The following is a 16,741-nucleotide window of genomic DNA, read 5'->3' as shown; positions in this document are numbered from 1 at the left end:
TTTCATAATTTTCGAGGATGGAAGTCTCCTTGGCCAGGAGCAATTGTGTAGAGCGGTAAGAAGCTAAGCAGCTGGTCTAACTAGGAAATTAAACGAACTCGCTATTCGGTTGGAGCCACCCGCGTTGGCTGGCACCGACCTTGCTAATTGCTGAGCCGTTCGCGGGAGGAAGCGAAGCAAGAGGACCGGCTTACGGTCTCCTACCAGCAGTGCGGCGCGCCATAGGCCGCCGCGCGCGGGGCGGCCCTTGCCCCTCTTTCTCCCGGTAAGCCGCGGTCGCAACGGCCGCACCATAAATTGTTCCGCGCGAAGCGGGGGAGAAAACTATCCATGAATATGCAGGCGCGCGATTTCATTGCCATCGACCGCTGGCGCGGCAAGGCGTTTTTGGGCGAGTGGAGCGTCACCGACGGCGGCGTCATGGACATCAATGACCTGGCGACGCGCGCGGTGCTGGGTTCGGTCGGCATCGCCGATCCCAAGGACATCGCGAAGGCCGCACGCGAGGCGCGCCAGGCCCAGCTGGCATGGGCTTTGAGACTGCCGCAGGAGCGCGCAGCAATCCTCAATAAAGCGGCCGATCTGCTCGAGCAGAACGCCGAAGAGCTGATCGGCTGGATCATGCGCGAGAGCGGTTCGACCAAGCCCAAGGCTGCGATCGAGATCGAGCACGGTGCAGGGTTCGTGCGGCATGCGGCTGCGGTTGCGGTTGAGCCGAATGGCCTCCTGCTGCCGTCGGTGGAGCATGGACGATCCAACACCGCCAAGCGCGTGCCTCATGGCGTGGTTGGCGTGATCTCGCCATTCAACTTCCCGCTGGTGCTCTCCATCCGGGCCATCGCCGCAGCGGTCGCGGTGGGTAACGCTGTCGTCCACAAGCCTGATCCCCGCACTGCGGTATCAGGCGGTATCATCATCGCGCGCGTCTTCGAGGATGCGGGCCTGCCCAAGGGAGTGCTGCAGGTAGTGCCCGGCGGGGCGGCGGCAGGTGAGGCGATGTGCGCCGATCCCAACGTGGCGATGATCTCCTTCACAGGGTCGGCCGAGGGCGGCAGCAAGGTTGGCGAGGTTGCAGGTCGTCATCTCAAGAAGGTGCAACTCGAACTCGGCGGCAAGAATTCGCTGATCGTTCTCGACGATGCCGATGTTGACGTCGCAGCCTCCAATGCCGCCTGGGGTGCGTTCCTGCATCAGGGACAGATCTGCATGTCGACTGGCCTCGTGCTCGCGCATGCAAACATCGCCGATGCGCTGGCCACGAAGATCGCCGCGAAGGCCCGACATCTGCCCGCCGGCGATCCGTCGTCAGGCCAAGTTGCGCTTGGCCCCATCATCAGCGACGCACAAGTCGCGAAGATCCAAGCAATCGTCGATGATGCGGTGGCGAAAGGCGCGCGGCTGATGGCCGGCGGCGGCCACGAGGGGCGATATTACCAAGCGACCGTGCTGGCCGGCGTGAAGCCAGGTATGCGCGCATTCGAGGAGGAGATTTTTGGCCCCGTTGCCTGCCTCGTCAGTTTCGCTAACGACGACGAAGCCGTCGATCTCGCCAACCGTTCCGACTATGGCCTCGCGGCCGGCGTGATTTCCGGTTCGATCGCGCGGGCGCGCGCCGTGGGCGATCGCCTTGAGGTCGGCCAGCTCCACATCAACGACCAGACGGTCAACGGCGGGCCCTTCGCTCCGTTCGGCGGGCGCGGCCGTTCCGGCAATGGCAGCCGGATCAGCGGTCCGGCGATCTGGGAAGAGTTCACACAGTGGACGTGGACCTCGGAGAAGCCTCAGGCGACGCCGTATCCGTTTTGAGCCCCTTCGCAAATCCGCACAGCTTCCGGCGCTTGCGTGCCGGAAGCTTGCGCCTCAAACCACCTGACTTTTGGAGATTAGGCATGAAGATTCGTGCCGCCGTGGCCCGCGAAACGGGCGCGCCGCTCAAGCTTGAAACAATCGAGCTCGAACCCCCGCGCCCAGACGAGATCCTCGTCAAGGTCAAAGCCACGGGGGTCTGTCACACTGACCTGGTCGTCCGCGACGGCATGCTGCCGACGCCGCTGCCGGTCGTGCTCGGTCACGAGGGAGCTGGCGTCGTCGAAGCGGTGGGGGATGCGATCACCAAGGTGCAGCCCGGCGACCACGTCGTAATGACCTTTAATTCCTGTGGCAGGTGCGCGAGCTGCAAGGATCACGCTGCAAGCTACTGCCATGAATTCTTCCCGCGCAACTTCTTCGCCGCGCGCGCGGACGGATCGAGCTCACTGTCAGCCGACGGCGCTCGAATAAATGGCAATTTCTTCGGCCAGTCGTCATTCGCAACGCATGCGCTTTGCCACGAGGTCAATGTGGTGAAGGTCACGTCCGAAGTCCCGCTCGAACTGCTCGGGCCGCTCGCTTGCGGCGTGCAGACCGGCGCTGGTGCGGTGATGAACGCTCTGAAGGTTACCGCCGGGCAATCCTTCGCGGTGTTCGGATCCGGATCGGTCGGATTGTCGGCGCTGATGGCGGCCAACGTCATCGGTGCAACCACCATCATCGCGGTAGATATCAACCCGGCAAGGCTCGAGATCGCCAGATCACTTGGGGCCACCCATGTGATCGATCCGCGCCAAACCAACCCGATCGAAGCGATCATGCAGATCACCAGCTCGGGACTGAATTTCGCGCTCGACACGACCGGCCAGCCCGCGGTGATCCGCAACGCGGTGGAGAGCCTCGGCCCTCGCGGCACCTGCGGCATTCTCGGCGCGTCTGGGCCGGATGCGGAGATCGTGCTCAACGAGACGCATTTCATGAGCGGCGGCCGCCGCCTGATCGGCATCGTCGAGGGTGACTCCGATCCTGCAGTCTTCATCCCGGAGCTGATCGATCTCTACCGAAGCGGCCGTTTCCCGTTTGACAAGCTCGTTGAGTTCTACACCCTCGATGAGATCAATTCTGCGATCTTCGATTCCGAGAGCGGCGCCGTAATTAAACCGATCGTGCGAATGGACTGAAAAAGATCACTCCCAGCGGGCGAGGCGCCGGGCCTGGCGCCTCGCCCGCCTTCAGGAAAAATGGCACAGACCGATCCACCGGCATTCCGCTCATCTTCGAACAAGGAGGAAACATGTCGAAGAGCAGCTCGCTGCGATTTTGCAAACGAGCGCGCAATTCCCGCCGCCCGACAATGGCAGCCTGGCGGACATGCGCGCATGGTTCGAGGCGATCAATGCGCAGACGCCGATCCCAGCCGGCGCCATGATCAAGCGGGTATCATCGGGGCCTGTCGGGCGACCTGATCACTATCCTAACTCGAACGACAAGTGCTTGATCGTCTATTACCACGGCTGCGGTTTTTTCTTTGGCTCGTCGCGCTCGCACCGCGTCGTCGCCGCTAATCTCGCGCGTGCTCGGGCGTTGCCGTCCTCGCCGCGGACTATCGGCTCGCGCCTGAACATCCGGCGCCCGCCGCCCATGATGATGCGCTCGCCGTATACAAATGGCCGCTGGAGCATGGCTTCGCGCCATCCGCAATTTGCCTGTCCGGCGACTCGGCGGGCGGTAACCTCACCATATCGACCGCGATACGTGCCCGCGATGAAGGGCTGCCCATTCCGGGTGCGTTGGCTCTGATGTCGCCGGCGCTCGACTTTACCGGACAGAGCGAGTCGTTCCGCTCCGCCACCGACGCCCCCCTGCTCACCCCCAACTTGTCGAGCTGTTCAAGCACGCCTATTTCGGCGCCTGCATTTCAAGGTCGGCGGTAGCTAAGCGCTGCCCCTGGCAGATCAGCAGATGCATGACTCGTGCCTCTTCGTGAAGCAACAACTCGGCCCAAGGAAACTAAGTGCGGAGATATCACGTCAGTTCCAGAATCATATACTTTGCCCGCGCATCATAGCTTGCGAGCTTCTGGTTCAAATCCGCGTCGTCCAGCGTTCGGAAAGCGTGTCCCTCCCAGAACTTCACTGAATTGTTGACCGCCACCAGCGAGAGGTTGGGAAACCGCGCCTTTTTCGCGTGCCTGACCAGCTTGAGCACGGCTTCGGAAGCCGAGCCATTGCTGCGTGCTGCCGGCAGCAGCGCGATGTCATGAATATAGTAGGTGGAAGCGGGCTCGGCGACCGCGCCCAAAAGGACATTCAGCGCGGGAGGCTTCTTGAAATGCCAGGGATGGCTGATGATGTAGCCGGCCAAGCCGTCCTGCGCGCGCTCGAGCACGAAACATCCCTCAGGGTACAGCTCCAGCCGTTCGGAGAAAACGGCCTCATCCTCAGGGTAGTTCAGGTGGACGCGATCCGCGATACCGCGAACTCCGGTAAGATGTTCGGGCTCCATCGCTCGCCAGGGCATGGCAAAATACTTTCAATGAATCTCCCAGAGTATAGAGAACCACTAGCACGAAATTCTTATCAATGACAGGAGAGGATCCGCCGTTAAGCTGCTCAAACCGTGTGCGAAGTAGCCGTCCTCCATTGGCCCCTAAGCGGTTGCAGAGCTGAACCGCGACGATCAGGCGCGGTTTCTTCCGCCGGACGCCGGGGTCGATTGGTCTTAGGCCGATGGACAACCGCTGCTTGTCGTTCTAGCATGAACGGAAAGGGAACAGGGTTTGGCTGGTAGGTGGGGCTTCAGGCCGAACCGGCCGCTGGGGGCGAAGCGTTGTTATTTAGATACCTTCATGACGATGCGTTTCTGGCCTTTTCGCGGGACCATAAGCACCTGTATTCGCTCGTTTTGCTGGATCTGTACGAACGTTTTTTCACTGGCGCTCCCGCGTTCCCGACCCCGCAGGAAGTCACGCATGCCGTCTACGACGTCATGCGGGCCAATCCGTCGCTTTGGAACGAAAATGACGACTTCGGCGATCCGTTGCCGGAGGTCATTTCCGCGGGACGCAGGCGGATTAAACGCGCTGCAGCAGCGAAGACGGAACAGGCGGATCGGGCTCTGCTGATCGCCCGTCAAGTATATCAGAGTCTTATCTCATGGGGCTGGCTCGAAGAGGAGGAGTACGGCCTTCGCGTTACTGTCGACATGTCGATGGGACCGCTGTTGGTGATCCAGCGTCTGGCAAGCTTGAATAAGGACGTCTCACAAAGGTTTGGCGGGCTCATAGTGACTGTCCGCGTGAACCTCGAGGCAGTGGAAAAGCTCAATCCGCAGATTGTTGACCCGAAGCAACGTGAGGTCGCCCTGGCTCTTCGTGAAGCACGCAACCAGGTCGATCAGTTCACCAAGAGTCTTCGGGCTATCCTTTCGGACCTGAAGAGAATCCGACGGACTGTGATGGAATCCAAGACGGTCGGTGATCGGCTCGAAGCCTTCTTCGAGGAGTTCGTCGAGCAACTTCTGCTGCGCGACTTTCAATCGATCCTGACGTTCAATCACCCGTACCGGTTCAGGGACGCCATTGTCGATTTGGCAAGAAGGATCGCTCATACACCCGCGACGATGCAGGTACTGTCAGAGGAGTACGTGACCGCGGGCGTTTCGTCATCGATGTCGGAGGCGAGCCTCGACGTTGAGGGTGATCTGCTAGCGATCGAAAGCACGTTCGGTCATATCGGCGAAATGTTTGAGAGGATCGAGACCTTCCGCCGCCAACTGGAGGCGCGCGTCCGCAACACCATTAAATACGCGGAGCGAGGAACCCACGGCCTGGTAGGGCGGGCAGGGGATCTGGTGCGCCGCCTCGACGACCTCATCGCGCGAGGGCGCCACTCAAACGCCACCGTCGAATGGAGCCTTGAGCCGCTCCGGTCGCCGTGGTCAGAATTCCATCACGCACCGAGCCGCGAGCCGCGCAAACCAATCGAACTGAAGCCGTTGGCCGATTGGCCCGACGATCCGCTCTACGAACTTCGAAAGAAGTTGCGCAGGCGATATATCGAGAGAATTGCGCCCGGTCCCAAGGAAGTTCAACGCTTTCTCGAGTCCCAGGTGCCTGTCGCGGGGACGAGAGAAGCGCGCTTCATGGCGCTCGAGACGGTTGATGATTTCCTTGCATTTGATGCCGCACGCAGGTTTGCCTTGACCAACGAAATTCCGCCGGAGGTTAGCCTTCACTTCGAGCTCGAGTTCGCTCCGGATTCGCCGCCTCATGATAGTGATTGGCTGCGCTGCTCCAATTTCATCGTCAGGCGCCATGCCGTTGGAGGGCGCCGCCATGCTCAGTGAGTTCGAAGCGATCGAGCGCAGTTTGGGCGCCGAAAAGGCGGCTGACCTTAGGAAGGCGGTGCACTTCCTGTTGAGGCGGCAGTTCCTGTTCGCCGGCGATCCGCGAACCGGCGCGATCTTCAACGTCATCATGGATGGTCGCTTCCGGTCGGTGATCGACGAGTTCTTTGATAGTTGCGGGTATCGCGTGCACCGCGACACTGAGGCCCAGTGGGCAGGGATCACCGCTGTTGGCGAAGACGTGCCGCTGCCGCGAATGAAGCTCGATGAGACGATCGTCATTCTGGTGTTAGCCGCCCACTGGCAAGATGAGGTGAACGTTGGTGCGGTCGAAGATCGTGCGATAGTCGTCACGACGCTGAATAATCTGTTCGATCGCTACAAGGACATGGTTCAGCCGAACGGCTCGAGCTCGATCTCTTTGAGCCGTTTCCGAGAAATTTTGAAAGAGGCGTCCCAAAGGAGCCTCGTCGATGTCGGTGAGTTCGACAACGAGGCGCAGGACTTCGAGGTAGCGATCCGTCCGATGATTAAGTTGATCAGCGGCTCGGATGCCCTGCAACGGATCGAGCGGTACGTTCGATCTCAAGAGGTGAGTGCGTCACAAGCGGTCGACGGAGACGAGCCGTGATGGAATTACGCCATGTGTCCATGGTCCAGTGGCACCTGTTCGATGTCGAGGATTTCGATTTAACAGGCCATACCGGCGTGTTCGGCGAGAACAGGTCTGGCAAGTCGACCATTCTCGACATGGCCCAAGTGGTGCTGACCGGCGGGAACAAGAACATTCAGCGGCTCAACGCGGTCGCGGGGGACAAGGGAAAAAGCCGGAGTGCCTCCAAGCGAACCATTGTGGACTACTGCCTCGGCGCCTTAGGCGAGGACGAACGCAAGAGAGAGCAAGCTCGCACCTATATTTGTCTCGGGTTTGTCGACACTGAAGGCAAACGGCCTCCGGTGAGCATCGGAATGGCGATAGAGGCCAGGCGGTCGGAGACCAACGAGACCGTGCTCGGTCGCTTCGTTGTTACCGGTAAGATTTTGAAGGCGCAGGACTTCGTCGAAGTGAGGGAAGGCAAGCGATTTGCGGCAGAATGGGACGATGTTCGCGGCCGGATCGTCTCAGCTGTCGGGCAAGAGAATTTCGTCAATCACCGCGACAAGGCGATCGATTATGTCCGAGAATATATGCGAAAACTGGTTCCTCACGCGTCCGTCGTAGGAGAGCAGAACGCAAATTCGCTTCAAAAAGCCGTCGTGAACGCGATGACGCTGGATCACGATCAGACCGCCACCGAGTTTGTACGAAACTACATTCTCGAAAAAAATAATATGAAAGTGGGCGAGCTTCGCGAATCAATCCGGACCTACCGAAAAATCAACGATACGATCCGCACCATGCGCGAAAAGCTGGAGGCGCTGATCGAACTGAGAGCCATTCTTGTCGAACTTGCCGACTCTCACGAGCGCAGATCTCTGGAACAATGGATATTGAAACGCGCCAATTGGTTTGGAGCACGTACCGCTTATCTGGCAGAAGTCAGGAAGTTCACGGAGGAGGCAGCCAAGCGGGATGCTGCCAAGGCGGAGATGGATTCTATCGATCAAGACTTGAGCGCGATCGAGACCGAAATCAGAAGACTGGACATCGCAATCTCCGAGCATGACGCCAAGAGCGGCCGGACTTCGCTCGCTCAATCGCTGACGTCCTCCTTGCAGGCCGGACAGCGTGCGACAATCGAGTTCGAGAGAAGGCTAGAGTCCGTCCGTTCTCTGCAGGCGCTGAGTGCCATGAGGGAGTTTGGCTTCGACGAGTTCATTACGTTGATTTCCGGGCTGACCCGGGCCGCGACGGGCGTTTCGCTTGAGCGGCCCGTCGGAAGCTTGCTGGATGCGGAAACGCGACTTCTTGCTGCGGATCGGACGCTGATGATGAAGGTGGATCAGGCGCGCCGCGATCTGATCCGGAAGGCCGAAGACGAAAAGGAACGAGCTCGGTTGCTTGAGGATCGGATTCGTCAACATTCGAGTGGTGGAAGCTCGATCTATTTGCATGAAGACACGGAGCGCTTGTGTCTCAAATTGCGGCAGGCTGGGATGTCGCCCCGCGTGCTGTGTAACCTCGTTGAACTGTCGGATGTCTCTTGGACCGCCGCGGCGGAAGGTCTCTTGGGCCGAGACCGGGAGGCGGTTCTCGTAGATCGGCCAGACATCGCTCGTGCCACGGCTCTTTTCAAAGAAGGGCGTCGGGACTTTCGGCGTGCTTCGTTGGTAAGCCTGAACAAGCTCGACCCGAACGGGCCAGGGCCGCGTGCTGGAACGTTTCCAGCACTTTTTAAGTCCGACGATCGGGATGCCATCGCATTTATAGTCCGAAGGCATGGTACGGTGCGCCTGGCGGATACGATCGCCCAGTTCAATGAACCGGGGCGGGCGATTATGAAGGACGGTCTCTACGACGATGGCTTAGTAAGGACGCATCGTGCGGCCGAGCCGTCGGATTTCAAGATCGGCAAGGCGGCACAGACGCAAGCGTTTCATGACCTCAAGGAGAAAGCCGAGCAGCTTTCGGATGCGCATACAAAGTCTGATGGTGCAGCCAAGCTGGCTGACGCCGCGTACGTCCAACTCGGAAGGATATTCGACGACAAGTTGCCTTCCTTCAAGGCAATCGTCGAAGACTTTGAGAAGTCTGCCCGAGAGCGGAACGAATTCGAGCAACGGATCGCCGCGCTCGACGGCGCTGGTGATGGCGGGTTGAAGCAAAAGCGGCAAGCCCAGTTGGAATTGAAGCGTCATCGTGCAGGACAGAGAGCCCTTCAGGAGGAAGCTCATCGCAAGCATACAAGAGCGGCCGATATTGCTATGCACACCATCGAATCTGGAGAGGGTACTTCGGGTTCGGAGCTGGGAGCAAAGATAGCTTGGGCTTCGTACGGGCAGTACCGAAAACTCTACAACCGTATTTCCGGTCGTGCGGCCTATGGGTCTCGGTTCGCCGACCTTTCGACGCGGGCGGTCCTGGATAGGCATAGGATGATCGCCTCCGAGGCATCGAAAGCAGTGGCGGCGGCAGACGATGATAGGTTCAAGATTGAACGACGGGTTCGAAAAGCGCTCGGAGACTATTTTGATGAGTTCGGTGTCGTGTCGCAGGTGGGCACCGAGAGCGAGCCTCTGCAAGAGGTGCGGCCCTGGATCGAGACGTTGATCCAGGAAATGGAAGAGAATGAGCTGCGCCGGTATGAACGACAGGCTGCTGAAGCGGCCGACAAAGCGAAGACCTTGTTGCGGGGCGAATTTATCAACGCCTTAACGTCTCGCATCAGCAAAATGGAGCGCGAGCTCGCTGCGATGAACTTTGGTCTAGCCGATCACCCGTTCCACAATGAGCGGTATTCGTTTCACCACGCGCGCCTGGCCGAGTTTCAACCGATTTTGAAGGTCGTTGAGATCAGCAAGACGTCACCGGAGGCGCTCGACATGTTGTTCAAGGGGAATGAGGTCCCGGAAGACTTTCCTCATCGCGATACCTTGCGCGAGATCGAGGCGCTGCTTGAGGATCCAGATAAGGATTTCGGTCTCTTCGAGGACTATCGCAACTTCTTCACGTTCGAGATCCACATGCAGGACATCATCACCGGCCGGACGACCCGGTGGGAGACGCGGCGCGGTACCGGGTCCGGTGCCGAGCAACAGGTGCCGATTTATGTAGCTATCGGAGCGTCGCTCGCGTCGGTTTACGGAAGCGGCAAGTCCGGAGCAGGGCGACCCTCGGGGATGTCGGTAGCTATTTTCGACGAAGCGTTTTCCAAGATGGACGGGAAAAATCAACGGCAGATGATGAGCTTTTACAAGAAGCTTGGGCTCCAGATCATCATCGCGGCACCCAATGAGAAGAGAATCGCAGTTCTCGAGCATATCGATACTGTGGTCGAGGTAGACCGAATTGGTGAGAGCGCTCGGGTCACGGTGGCCGAGCTCAAGGAGCGTGCTCGCAAGGAGCTACAAGCGATGGATCCCGATCGCATGTCGGATGATGAGCTCAAGAAGATAGCCGCGGAATAAGATGCCAAGGCAATTCACTGACGCCCGCTTGCTGATGTCGGATCTTCTAGACCGTTATGAAGGCGGCGCCGAAAGCCCGATCGCCTATCCTGACTATGACGGGTTTATCGATGTCGCTCAGATGGACAAGTTTGTCAGGGAGCTCCGCGATGTGGAACGACGCGGCGGAATCCGCATAGCCAGGGGGCGGGGGCTCAAAAGTGAGCAGATCAAGCACGCTAGGCTAGAGAGCCCCCCGCTGTTGTACGAACTGCTCGGACGGCGGCCGGTAGGACAGCTCATGGAGGCAGCGACGGGCCGCCTGCTAGAGGGGCTCGAACTGCCGGTCCAATTCGAGACGTCGCTGGACGCTCTTCGGTCAGCTTGGTCGCGCGGCCGGGAATGGCAAGGGTTCTCGCTCGACGACGCAGATCGCCTAAGGCCGGCCTTTGTCATGGCAAAGGCAATCTTTGAGCAACGTCACGTCGGCCTCGACTACCGAACCTTTTCACGGCGCTTCGCCGGCGATAGTAAGGCCCTTGAACGGCTCGAAGGACCGGTTGTTCGGCTCTTGAGCGGGCTGGTCGAGGTCCCGCCGGCCGCGCGTCCACGGGATGCCCTGCGGACATTGGGGCTCGAGAAGTTTGCGCCACCAATTCTGTTGTCGGGACGTCTCGATTTCGATGTAGCCGAATTGTCAGCCGCAGCGCCCAGGTATTTCGGTATACCGCCTGCAGAGGCTGAGCGTCTGCGGTTTCGCGAGCGGCCAGAATACGTGCTCACGGTCGAGAATTTCGCGAGCTTCAGTCGCCACATCATGGAGGCCGATCCTCATCGCGTCGGCATCACCATCTATGTGGGTGGATATCCGTCGCTTGCGACCCAGAGCGCGCTAAAAACGATTGCGACGGCACTCCCTGCGAACATTCCATTTTTTCATTGGTCGGACATCGATCCCGACGGGACCTGGATCTTCCGTACCATAGAGCGTGCGATAGCGCGGGAATTGAAGCCTCATCTTATGTCGGTAGACTTGGCCGATAGGCTGGGCAAGCTGCCGGCTGATCGTACTAGGCTGCCGACTGGCACCATGCCGTCTGCTATGTCCGATCTCGTCGCCTACCTTAGGCGTGATGACGCCAAGTGGCTGGAGCAGGAGGAGCTTGATCCCAAGCTCCCGCCCGCGAATGCCTGGTGAAATCTTGGCGGTGGCCAATAGCGGGAATTGATGTGACAGAGCGTGGTCAGGCCGTTTTTTACTATGATTTGTCTGTCTCATTGAAGCAAAACCGAGAGGCCATTTATGAGCACCTACGTCATCCGCTTCCCAACGAACGGCAGTCAGCGAACTAAGAACCGTCGGGGCAAGAACTCCATGTCCTGTTACGTATCCGGACGCTGGCTTCGTTTCCACGAAGAGGTGGGGATGTTGAAAATTCCTCGCGAGCCGTAGTTGTTGACGTCATGGCAGATAATTTCGGTGAGACGCCCGCCAAAAAGATTTGTAAGCTTGTCCTGAACTTGGATGATTTGCGCGCCATCCTGGACCGCTACGACGCCAAGCCGGTCACGAAATAACGCCCGTCGCGCCTAAGACTCATCCATGCTTCTTCAATCGACCGTCACCTGTCCGTATTGTGCCGCCGCGCAAGAGGAGACGACGCCTACCGATGCGTACAGGTTCTTCTATCAATGCACCGGCTGAAGGTACAGCGCTCCGGCAAGGAGGGCGCTCCAGGGTGTCGCGCCTAGTTGATTTGCTCAAGAGCAGCGAGTTCTTCTCGAGTGAGGACAATTTATGCACTCCGGACGTTCGCTCTCAGTTGCTCCTTGGTCGCGCTTGGAATGACGCGGATTGTCGCGGCCTTGGACAGCAGCCAGGCAAGAGCCATTGAGGCCGGTGATGATCGGGCGGTAGCGATCTGCCAGAATGGGGCAAGCCGATCGACGAGCCCGGGGTGTGTCTCGGGCTGAAATCGAGCATCTTTGATCCGGTAAGCCGCTCGCTCGCTACGGCGCTCTGGAGGGCGCGCTTCGCGAGCGGCTTGCTCGGACTCGCGGCAGCTGATTCGGGAGACACTAGGGTGCGTTTCGGTAACATTTTCATCTGAGGCAATATGAGGGGGCAGTTTTCCATGTTGCGCGACACGTGATCGTGATCGACCGGTTGAGGTTCGGTGCGGGCTTTGCGGAGCGGACCGCGCTTCAACCAGTGGACTATCGGTATCGAATGACTGAAAGATTGGTCGAGCGTATCCGGATGGAGGCGCTTCGCCGGCCTGTCATGGCCATCGCTGCGGATTGCTGGGTCCACGAAAAGACCGTGCGTCGGATACTCAAAGACCAAATTCCGCAGCTGACCTCCCGTGCTCGGACGACTGAGGACGATAATCCGGCTTAGAGCCGGATCAGGCGATATGCGTGGCGTCTACGGCCAACGACAGTAGCCTCGCGGCATTGTCAGCAATCGCCTGCATCCGCGAGTTCAGGTCACCGCGCGACACCACCCAATCCGCGGGTGAGAAATGTCGACTATCCGGATTGATGAAAAAAGTTCGTATTATCCGCAGCTGGAGGGCTGAGGTTCGGCGACGCGTGAGCGCCGCAATCACTCTTGAAAAATGCTATCAAACACTCTACTTTGATAGCATCGCAGTCAGTCTGGATGCCATCATGGCCGCTGTCACCATCCGCAACCTTTCCGAGGAGGCGCATCGCGCCTTGAAAGTCCGCGCCGCGCAGCACAATCGCAGCGCGGAAGCGGAAATGCGTGCCATTCTGGAGGCCGCCGTGCGTCCCGAGGGCCGGCTGCGCCTCGGCACCGCCCTTTCGGAGATGAGCCGGAAGATCGGCCTCACCAATGCCGATGTCGAGGCACTTGAACATGGCCGCGAGGCGCGTCCTGCCGAGCCGATGCGCTTCGAATGATCCTGCTCGACACCAATGTGGTCTCCGAGGCGATGAAGCCCGATCCGCACTCATCGGTGCGTGACTGGCTCGACGCCCAGGCGGCCGAGACGCTGTTTCTTTCCAGCGTCACTATCGCCGAACTGTTGTTCGGCATCGGCGCGCTGCAGCGCGGCAAGCGCAAGGATAGGCTGGCAGCTGCGCTCGACGGTGTGTTGGACCTGTTCGCGACCCGCATCCTGCCCTTCGATACCGCCGCGGCGCGGCGCTATGCCGAACTCGCGGTCAAGGCGCGCGCGGCCGGAAAAGGCTTTCCTACGCCGGATGGCTACATCGCTGCGATCGCCGCTGCGCATGGGTTCGCCGTGGCATCGCGCGACACGAGTGCGTTCAATGCCGCCGGTCTGACGATGATTGATCCCTGGACCGTTACCAGCTGAGAGAGTTGTCGAGCGGGGGCGTTACCGGGACGGCAGAAAGCGCAAGGAATTGCTGATCTCGGTAAAAACCACCCCCTTCCCAAGCTTGAGCGAGACTGTTCGGAAAAACGTCGGTTGATTGCGAGTTCAAGATTGTAATCTGAATAGCCGAAATGTCTTAGCCCGGATGACGCCGATGCCGACTTGAAATCGATTTGAAGGAGGGGAGTCGCCAGGCTGTATCTTCCTTTCGGCGCCAGATGGCGTTCGGTCTTCGCGTCCAGGTGGACGGCATCCGAGTTATTCCCGTCGGGAGGCTGACTGTTTGGAAGCTCGAACCATAAGCCAATTGAGGAGAAAAGCCGCCGGCGAATGGTCCGCAATGAGCGTGCCTCTTGATCCTGATCACGAGAATTGGGCGGTGCTCTTGAACGATACCCACACCGTGGAGCGTCAGCGGGTTACGCTGCTGGAGGAGTTCTGGCACATCTTGCTCGGGCACAAACTAACTAAGATTGCCAGGATCGCTGACGCTTACGGGCGCACCTATGACAAGTCTGAGGAACACGACGCTTACTATCTCGCCTCGGCGACGCTCCTACCGAGAGCTGCCATCGTTGCTGCCGTGAACAAGAAACGCTCTTCGGAGCAGATCGCTTCTGCATTCGGGACCTCATCGGAATTGGTCGACTATAGAATCAAGCGACTCGGCCTCTGGCGGGAGCATGTCGGAAAGCAGATCAGACTATCGTCAGACTGAGAGCTGCGACCTGTTTGAAACCTTTATCGCCGCAAATAGAACGGGCAGGAAATGCAATTGACTGAAATTCTCTCGCGCGCCACTCCGCCGGAGGATGCGCGGGCTACCATGGAGTTTGAGAAAATGCGCTTCGAGCTGTCGTGGCGCTATTTCGATTTCCACGCGCGGCAACGGACCCAGCTATTCCACTTTTTCATTATCCTGGCGCCATTCATGTTCGGCGGATGCTTCTACCTGTTCAAGGAACGGGAGATGGTCGGCTATATGCCGGGGCAGATTGCATCGTGCGCCGGCGCGTTGTTGGCAATCTTCTTTTTTGGCTTGGATCGACGCAACCGGCAAATCATTCACCTGAGCGAACGGGCAATCCGGCTCATCGAAGCGCAACTCTTGTTCACCGATTTTCGGTCGATCAATGAACAAGGATCGGTCTTTAAAGGCGTGCTCACGACCGAGAAGACAGATAACGACAAGCGGACGCTAAAATCATTGCGGAGCCATAGCTTCTTGGTCGGCGCCGTCTACTTGCTGGCATTCGCGGCATTCGCTGCGCTGCTCACCTACTTCGTGGTTGTGCAGAACGGCTACGTCATCCTGCCTAAGCCTGTTCCCTATGCACCTGCGGTAGGCTCCTTAGCGACAGGCTCCAGGCTCGCAATCGGATGCAGAGCATACGGGCGAGAACCGCCATCTTGAGCCGCCTATAGCGTTCCGTCAATCATAAACGCTGGTCTATCCTTGAAGACATACTTGGCATCGCAGGAGTCTCCCTGCATTCGACGCTCGCTTTCATCACGGCGGTTTGGCCGCCGTCTCAAATTGCATGTTTTTCGTCGAAGGCAAGACCCGGTGCAAAGATTGAAGCCTTGTCGCTGGAGCCAATGTTTCCAGGTTAAGGTAAATCCATCACAATCCGTCCTTGCGCTCCGTGATGTCGAAGGGTGATCTGCCAATCGTGCGAGCGGAAATCGCAGCCAAATTCTTCAAGCATTCGAAGCTGAGCTCAATTGTCTTCGTAGACTCGAAGTTGGGGACCTAGGAAGCCCTTCTCAAAGCTGCTTGCCGGTCAGCAGCGTTTTGGCGACCAACGGCGAGTCTGAGCCGCAGTCCAGAACCTCCTGTTGCGAGTTTGGCACATTGATATTGGTGCGATTAGGATCAATTTCGTCGGCTAGCATAATCCGGGAGATCGAGTCAGTCTTGACTGTGTGAAGACGCTCGCCGTTCTTAACCATTCCTGTAATGTGCCCGCCGGACGGTCCCACATCCATGGACATCGCAGATTCGCGAATCCTTGGCCACACGAACTTGCAACCCTTGAGGATATGCACCAGCACCAGGCCCGTTCGATTCCACACCAGAATCTTGATCCGGTCCGTCCGTTTCGACTGGAACACGAAGGCTGCACCGCTGAGCGGATCGAGACCAAGCGTCACCTGCACCTTCGCAGCAAGCCCATCGTGCCCACAGCGTAAGTCGACGGGCCGCGTCGCGATGTAAATCTTCAGTTCGGAGCCGGGGACAATCATCGTGACGCCCGCACCACGCGGATCAATCGAGACAGCTGCTCCCCATCTATCGCCGCGTCCGTCCGCACGACGACATCGCCAATCGCAATCTCGAGCTTAACTGCTGGAGCGTGACGCTCCTCTAACGGCCCGTCCACGACGAGCGGCGCGAACGGCGGCTGCGGAGCCTCGCACGACGGTAATTCGCCGCGCTGTCGGAAGCGTCGTCGCCAATCGTAAATTTGCCAGCGCGTCGCTCCGTGCTTGCGCGCTACCTCCGCCACCTGAGCGCCGGGCAGCAGATACTTTCGCCGACGATCCGAGCCCACTCGGCATCTGAACGCACACGACGCCCGGACGGGCCCTCAAGCACTTCAAGCCGGCTGACTGCTCCAGACCCAACTGTTGAGCTGTCTAAATGGGCGTCTTTTTTTGCCGTCCAATCCCATCCCAAACCTCCGTTCAAGCCGGAGGCTTCTTCGCACATCTCATCCAACCCCGGAGGGGTATTGGCTGAGCGCTTACTATCTTCGCGTAATCGTACTCAAAGCTCTTCTCTAGGCACTCCTTCAGCGTCCGTGCCACCCCGTGAATGGGGGAGCCAATTGGTCCACAGAGCGCAATTACGAGCTCGCTAGTGTGGGTATGTCTATTTCGGAAATATTTGTTGGCCTGAGGCTTGTCCATTCGTTCCGCAGCGGCTGTTCACGCCGCGGGCGATGTCCTCAGCGCCCCGTCTGACAGGGGGCGCTGCAACTTCAGGGCGACGTCCCAAGGCGCGGTCTTCTCTCGTCAGGATCACCAGCATAGCCTTCTGGTGGATAGCACCGACTTCGTCCTGGGCTCCGTCGTAAAGAACGCGTAGAGGTCGTTGGCCGTCTCGCCCCCCTCGACCTTGCTCACCGACGTCCAGTTGGTCCAGATGCCTGTGCCCTCCTTTCCGG

Annotated in this window: 14 protein-coding genes and 2 pseudogenes; 12 read left to right on the top strand and 4 right to left on the bottom strand. The window is 59.0% G+C overall.

Features of this window, described 5'->3' with window-relative positions:
- The first annotated feature begins 330 nt into the window (after nucleotides 1-330).
- From ACVWYQ_RS17750 to ACVWYQ_RS17740, 3 genes and pseudogenes are all read left to right on the top strand, one after another.
- Nucleotides 331-1,806: a benzaldehyde dehydrogenase gene (locus ACVWYQ_RS17750; protein WP_456726150.1), complete on the top strand. Its 1,476-nt coding sequence runs from the start codon at nucleotides 331-333 to the stop codon at nucleotides 1,804-1,806.
- Between the two features lie 83 nt (nucleotides 1,807-1,889).
- Complete coding sequence (locus tag ACVWYQ_RS17745) at nucleotides 1,890-2,990, top strand: NAD(P)-dependent alcohol dehydrogenase (RefSeq protein WP_456726149.1); 1,101 nt, start codon at nucleotides 1,890-1,892, stop codon at nucleotides 2,988-2,990.
- A 456-nt stretch (nucleotides 2,991-3,446) separates the two neighbouring features.
- Nucleotides 3,447-3,743 (top strand): annotated as a pseudogene (locus ACVWYQ_RS17740) (alpha/beta hydrolase fold domain-containing protein); the annotation flags it as partial.
- 91 nt (nucleotides 3,744-3,834) lie between these two features.
- Here the strand turns inward: ACVWYQ_RS17740 and ACVWYQ_RS17735 are convergent.
- On the bottom strand, nucleotides 3,835-4,314 hold the full coding sequence (locus ACVWYQ_RS17735) for a GNAT family N-acetyltransferase (protein ID WP_456726148.1): 480 nt from the start codon (nucleotides 4,312-4,314) through the stop codon (nucleotides 3,835-3,837).
- 285 nt (nucleotides 4,315-4,599) lie between these two features.
- On the opposite strand from ACVWYQ_RS17735, the gene ACVWYQ_RS17730 reads away from it, so the two are divergent.
- The 9 genes from ACVWYQ_RS17730 to ACVWYQ_RS17690 all read left to right on the top strand — a co-directional run bounded on the left by ACVWYQ_RS17730 (nucleotide 4,600) and on the right by ACVWYQ_RS17690 (nucleotide 14,985).
- Nucleotides 4,600-6,156, top strand: a complete 1,557-nt coding sequence (locus ACVWYQ_RS17730) for a Wadjet anti-phage system protein JetA family protein (protein WP_456726147.1) — start codon at nucleotides 4,600-4,602, stop codon at nucleotides 6,154-6,156.
- On the top strand, nucleotides 6,146-6,787 hold the full coding sequence (locus ACVWYQ_RS17725) for a DUF4194 domain-containing protein (protein ID WP_157287248.1): 642 nt from the start codon (nucleotides 6,146-6,148) through the stop codon (nucleotides 6,785-6,787). The genes ACVWYQ_RS17730 and ACVWYQ_RS17725 overlap by 11 nt, the downstream gene beginning before the upstream one ends.
- A complete protein-coding gene (locus ACVWYQ_RS17720; protein ID WP_456727184.1) occupies nucleotides 6,787-10,224 on the top strand; it encodes an SbcC/MukB-like Walker B domain-containing protein in 3,438 nt (1,145 codons plus the stop codon). The genes ACVWYQ_RS17725 and ACVWYQ_RS17720 overlap by 1 nt, the downstream gene beginning before the upstream one ends.
- Nucleotides 10,225-10,258: 34 nt before the next feature.
- Nucleotides 10,259-11,401 (top strand): Wadjet anti-phage system protein JetD domain-containing protein, encoded by a 1,143-nt coding sequence (locus ACVWYQ_RS17715; RefSeq protein WP_456727183.1) that lies wholly within the window; start codon nucleotides 10,259-10,261, stop codon nucleotides 11,399-11,401.
- 951 nt (nucleotides 11,402-12,352) lie between these two features.
- Complete coding sequence (locus ACVWYQ_RS17710; RefSeq protein ID WP_456726146.1) at nucleotides 12,353-12,604, top strand: transposase family protein; 252 nt, start codon at nucleotides 12,353-12,355, stop codon at nucleotides 12,602-12,604.
- Between the two features lie 272 nt (nucleotides 12,605-12,876).
- Nucleotides 12,877-13,131, top strand: coding sequence for a FitA-like ribbon-helix-helix domain-containing protein (locus ACVWYQ_RS17705; RefSeq protein ID WP_157287250.1), 255 nt, complete (start codon nucleotides 12,877-12,879; stop codon nucleotides 13,129-13,131).
- Nucleotides 13,128-13,550, top strand: coding sequence for a type II toxin-antitoxin system VapC family toxin (locus ACVWYQ_RS17700; protein ID WP_157287251.1), 423 nt, complete (start codon nucleotides 13,128-13,130; stop codon nucleotides 13,548-13,550). Before ACVWYQ_RS17705 ends, ACVWYQ_RS17700 begins: the two co-directional genes overlap by 4 nt.
- A gap of 304 nt (nucleotides 13,551-13,854) precedes the next feature.
- Nucleotides 13,855-14,289: an ImmA/IrrE family metallo-endopeptidase gene (locus tag ACVWYQ_RS17695; protein ID WP_456726145.1), complete on the top strand. Its 435-nt coding sequence runs from the start codon at nucleotides 13,855-13,857 to the stop codon at nucleotides 14,287-14,289.
- A gap of 51 nt (nucleotides 14,290-14,340) precedes the next feature.
- Nucleotides 14,341-14,985, top strand: a complete 645-nt coding sequence (locus tag ACVWYQ_RS17690; RefSeq protein ID WP_456726144.1) for a RipA family octameric membrane protein — start codon at nucleotides 14,341-14,343, stop codon at nucleotides 14,983-14,985.
- 353 nt (nucleotides 14,986-15,338) lie between these two features.
- On the opposite strand, the gene tnpB is transcribed toward ACVWYQ_RS17690, so the two are convergent.
- From tnpB to ACVWYQ_RS17675, 3 genes and pseudogenes are all read right to left on the bottom strand, one after another.
- The gene (gene tnpB / locus ACVWYQ_RS17685; protein ID WP_456726143.1) at nucleotides 15,339-15,818 is read right to left on the bottom strand and encodes an IS66 family insertion sequence element accessory protein TnpB; all 480 of its coding nucleotides are present in this window, start codon (nucleotides 15,816-15,818) and stop codon (nucleotides 15,339-15,341) included.
- Nucleotides 15,815-16,081 carry a hypothetical protein gene (locus tag ACVWYQ_RS17680; protein WP_456727182.1) on the bottom strand — a complete coding sequence of 89 codons (267 nt, stop codon included), beginning with the start codon at nucleotides 16,079-16,081 and terminating at the stop codon, nucleotides 15,815-15,817. Before ACVWYQ_RS17680 ends, tnpB begins: the two co-directional genes overlap by 4 nt.
- A gap of 365 nt (nucleotides 16,082-16,446) precedes the next feature.
- Nucleotides 16,447-16,724 (bottom strand): annotated as a pseudogene (locus ACVWYQ_RS17675) (hypothetical protein); the annotation flags it as partial.
- Nucleotides 16,725-16,741: the final 17 nt, after the last annotated feature.

The sequence above is a fragment of the Bradyrhizobium sp. USDA 3397 genome (assembly GCF_054060965.1).
Note: the sequence above shows the minus strand (reverse complement) of the source record. Positions and strands in the feature narration are given on the sequence as shown.

Bases quoted from the DNA above. Each gene is read 5' to 3' on its own strand.
- ACVWYQ_RS17750 (WP_456726150.1), top strand. From the start codon at position 331: ATGAATATGCAGGCGCGCGATTTCATTGCCATCGACCGCTGGCGCGGC.
- ACVWYQ_RS17745 (WP_456726149.1), top strand. From the start codon at position 1,890: ATGAAGATTCGTGCCGCCGTGGCCCGCGAAACGGGCGCGCCGCTCAAG.
- ACVWYQ_RS17735 (WP_456726148.1), bottom strand. From the start codon at position 4,314: ATGGAGCCCGAACATCTTACCGGAGTTCGCGGTATCGCGGATCGCGTC.
- ACVWYQ_RS17725 (WP_157287248.1), top strand. From the start codon at position 6,146: ATGCTCAGTGAGTTCGAAGCGATCGAGCGCAGTTTGGGCGCCGAAAAG.
- ACVWYQ_RS17720 (WP_456727184.1), top strand. From the start codon at position 6,787: ATGGAATTACGCCATGTGTCCATGGTCCAGTGGCACCTGTTCGATGTC.
- ACVWYQ_RS17715 (WP_456727183.1), top strand. From the start codon at position 10,259: ATGTCGGATCTTCTAGACCGTTATGAAGGCGGCGCCGAAAGCCCGATC.
- ACVWYQ_RS17705 (WP_157287250.1), top strand. From the start codon at position 12,877: ATGGCCGCTGTCACCATCCGCAACCTTTCCGAGGAGGCGCATCGCGCC.
- ACVWYQ_RS17700 (WP_157287251.1), top strand. From the start codon at position 13,128: ATGATCCTGCTCGACACCAATGTGGTCTCCGAGGCGATGAAGCCCGAT.
- ACVWYQ_RS17690 (WP_456726144.1), top strand. From the start codon at position 14,341: ATGCAATTGACTGAAATTCTCTCGCGCGCCACTCCGCCGGAGGATGCG.
- tnpB (WP_456726143.1), bottom strand. From the start codon at position 15,818: ATGATTGTCCCCGGCTCCGAACTGAAGATTTACATCGCGACGCGGCCC.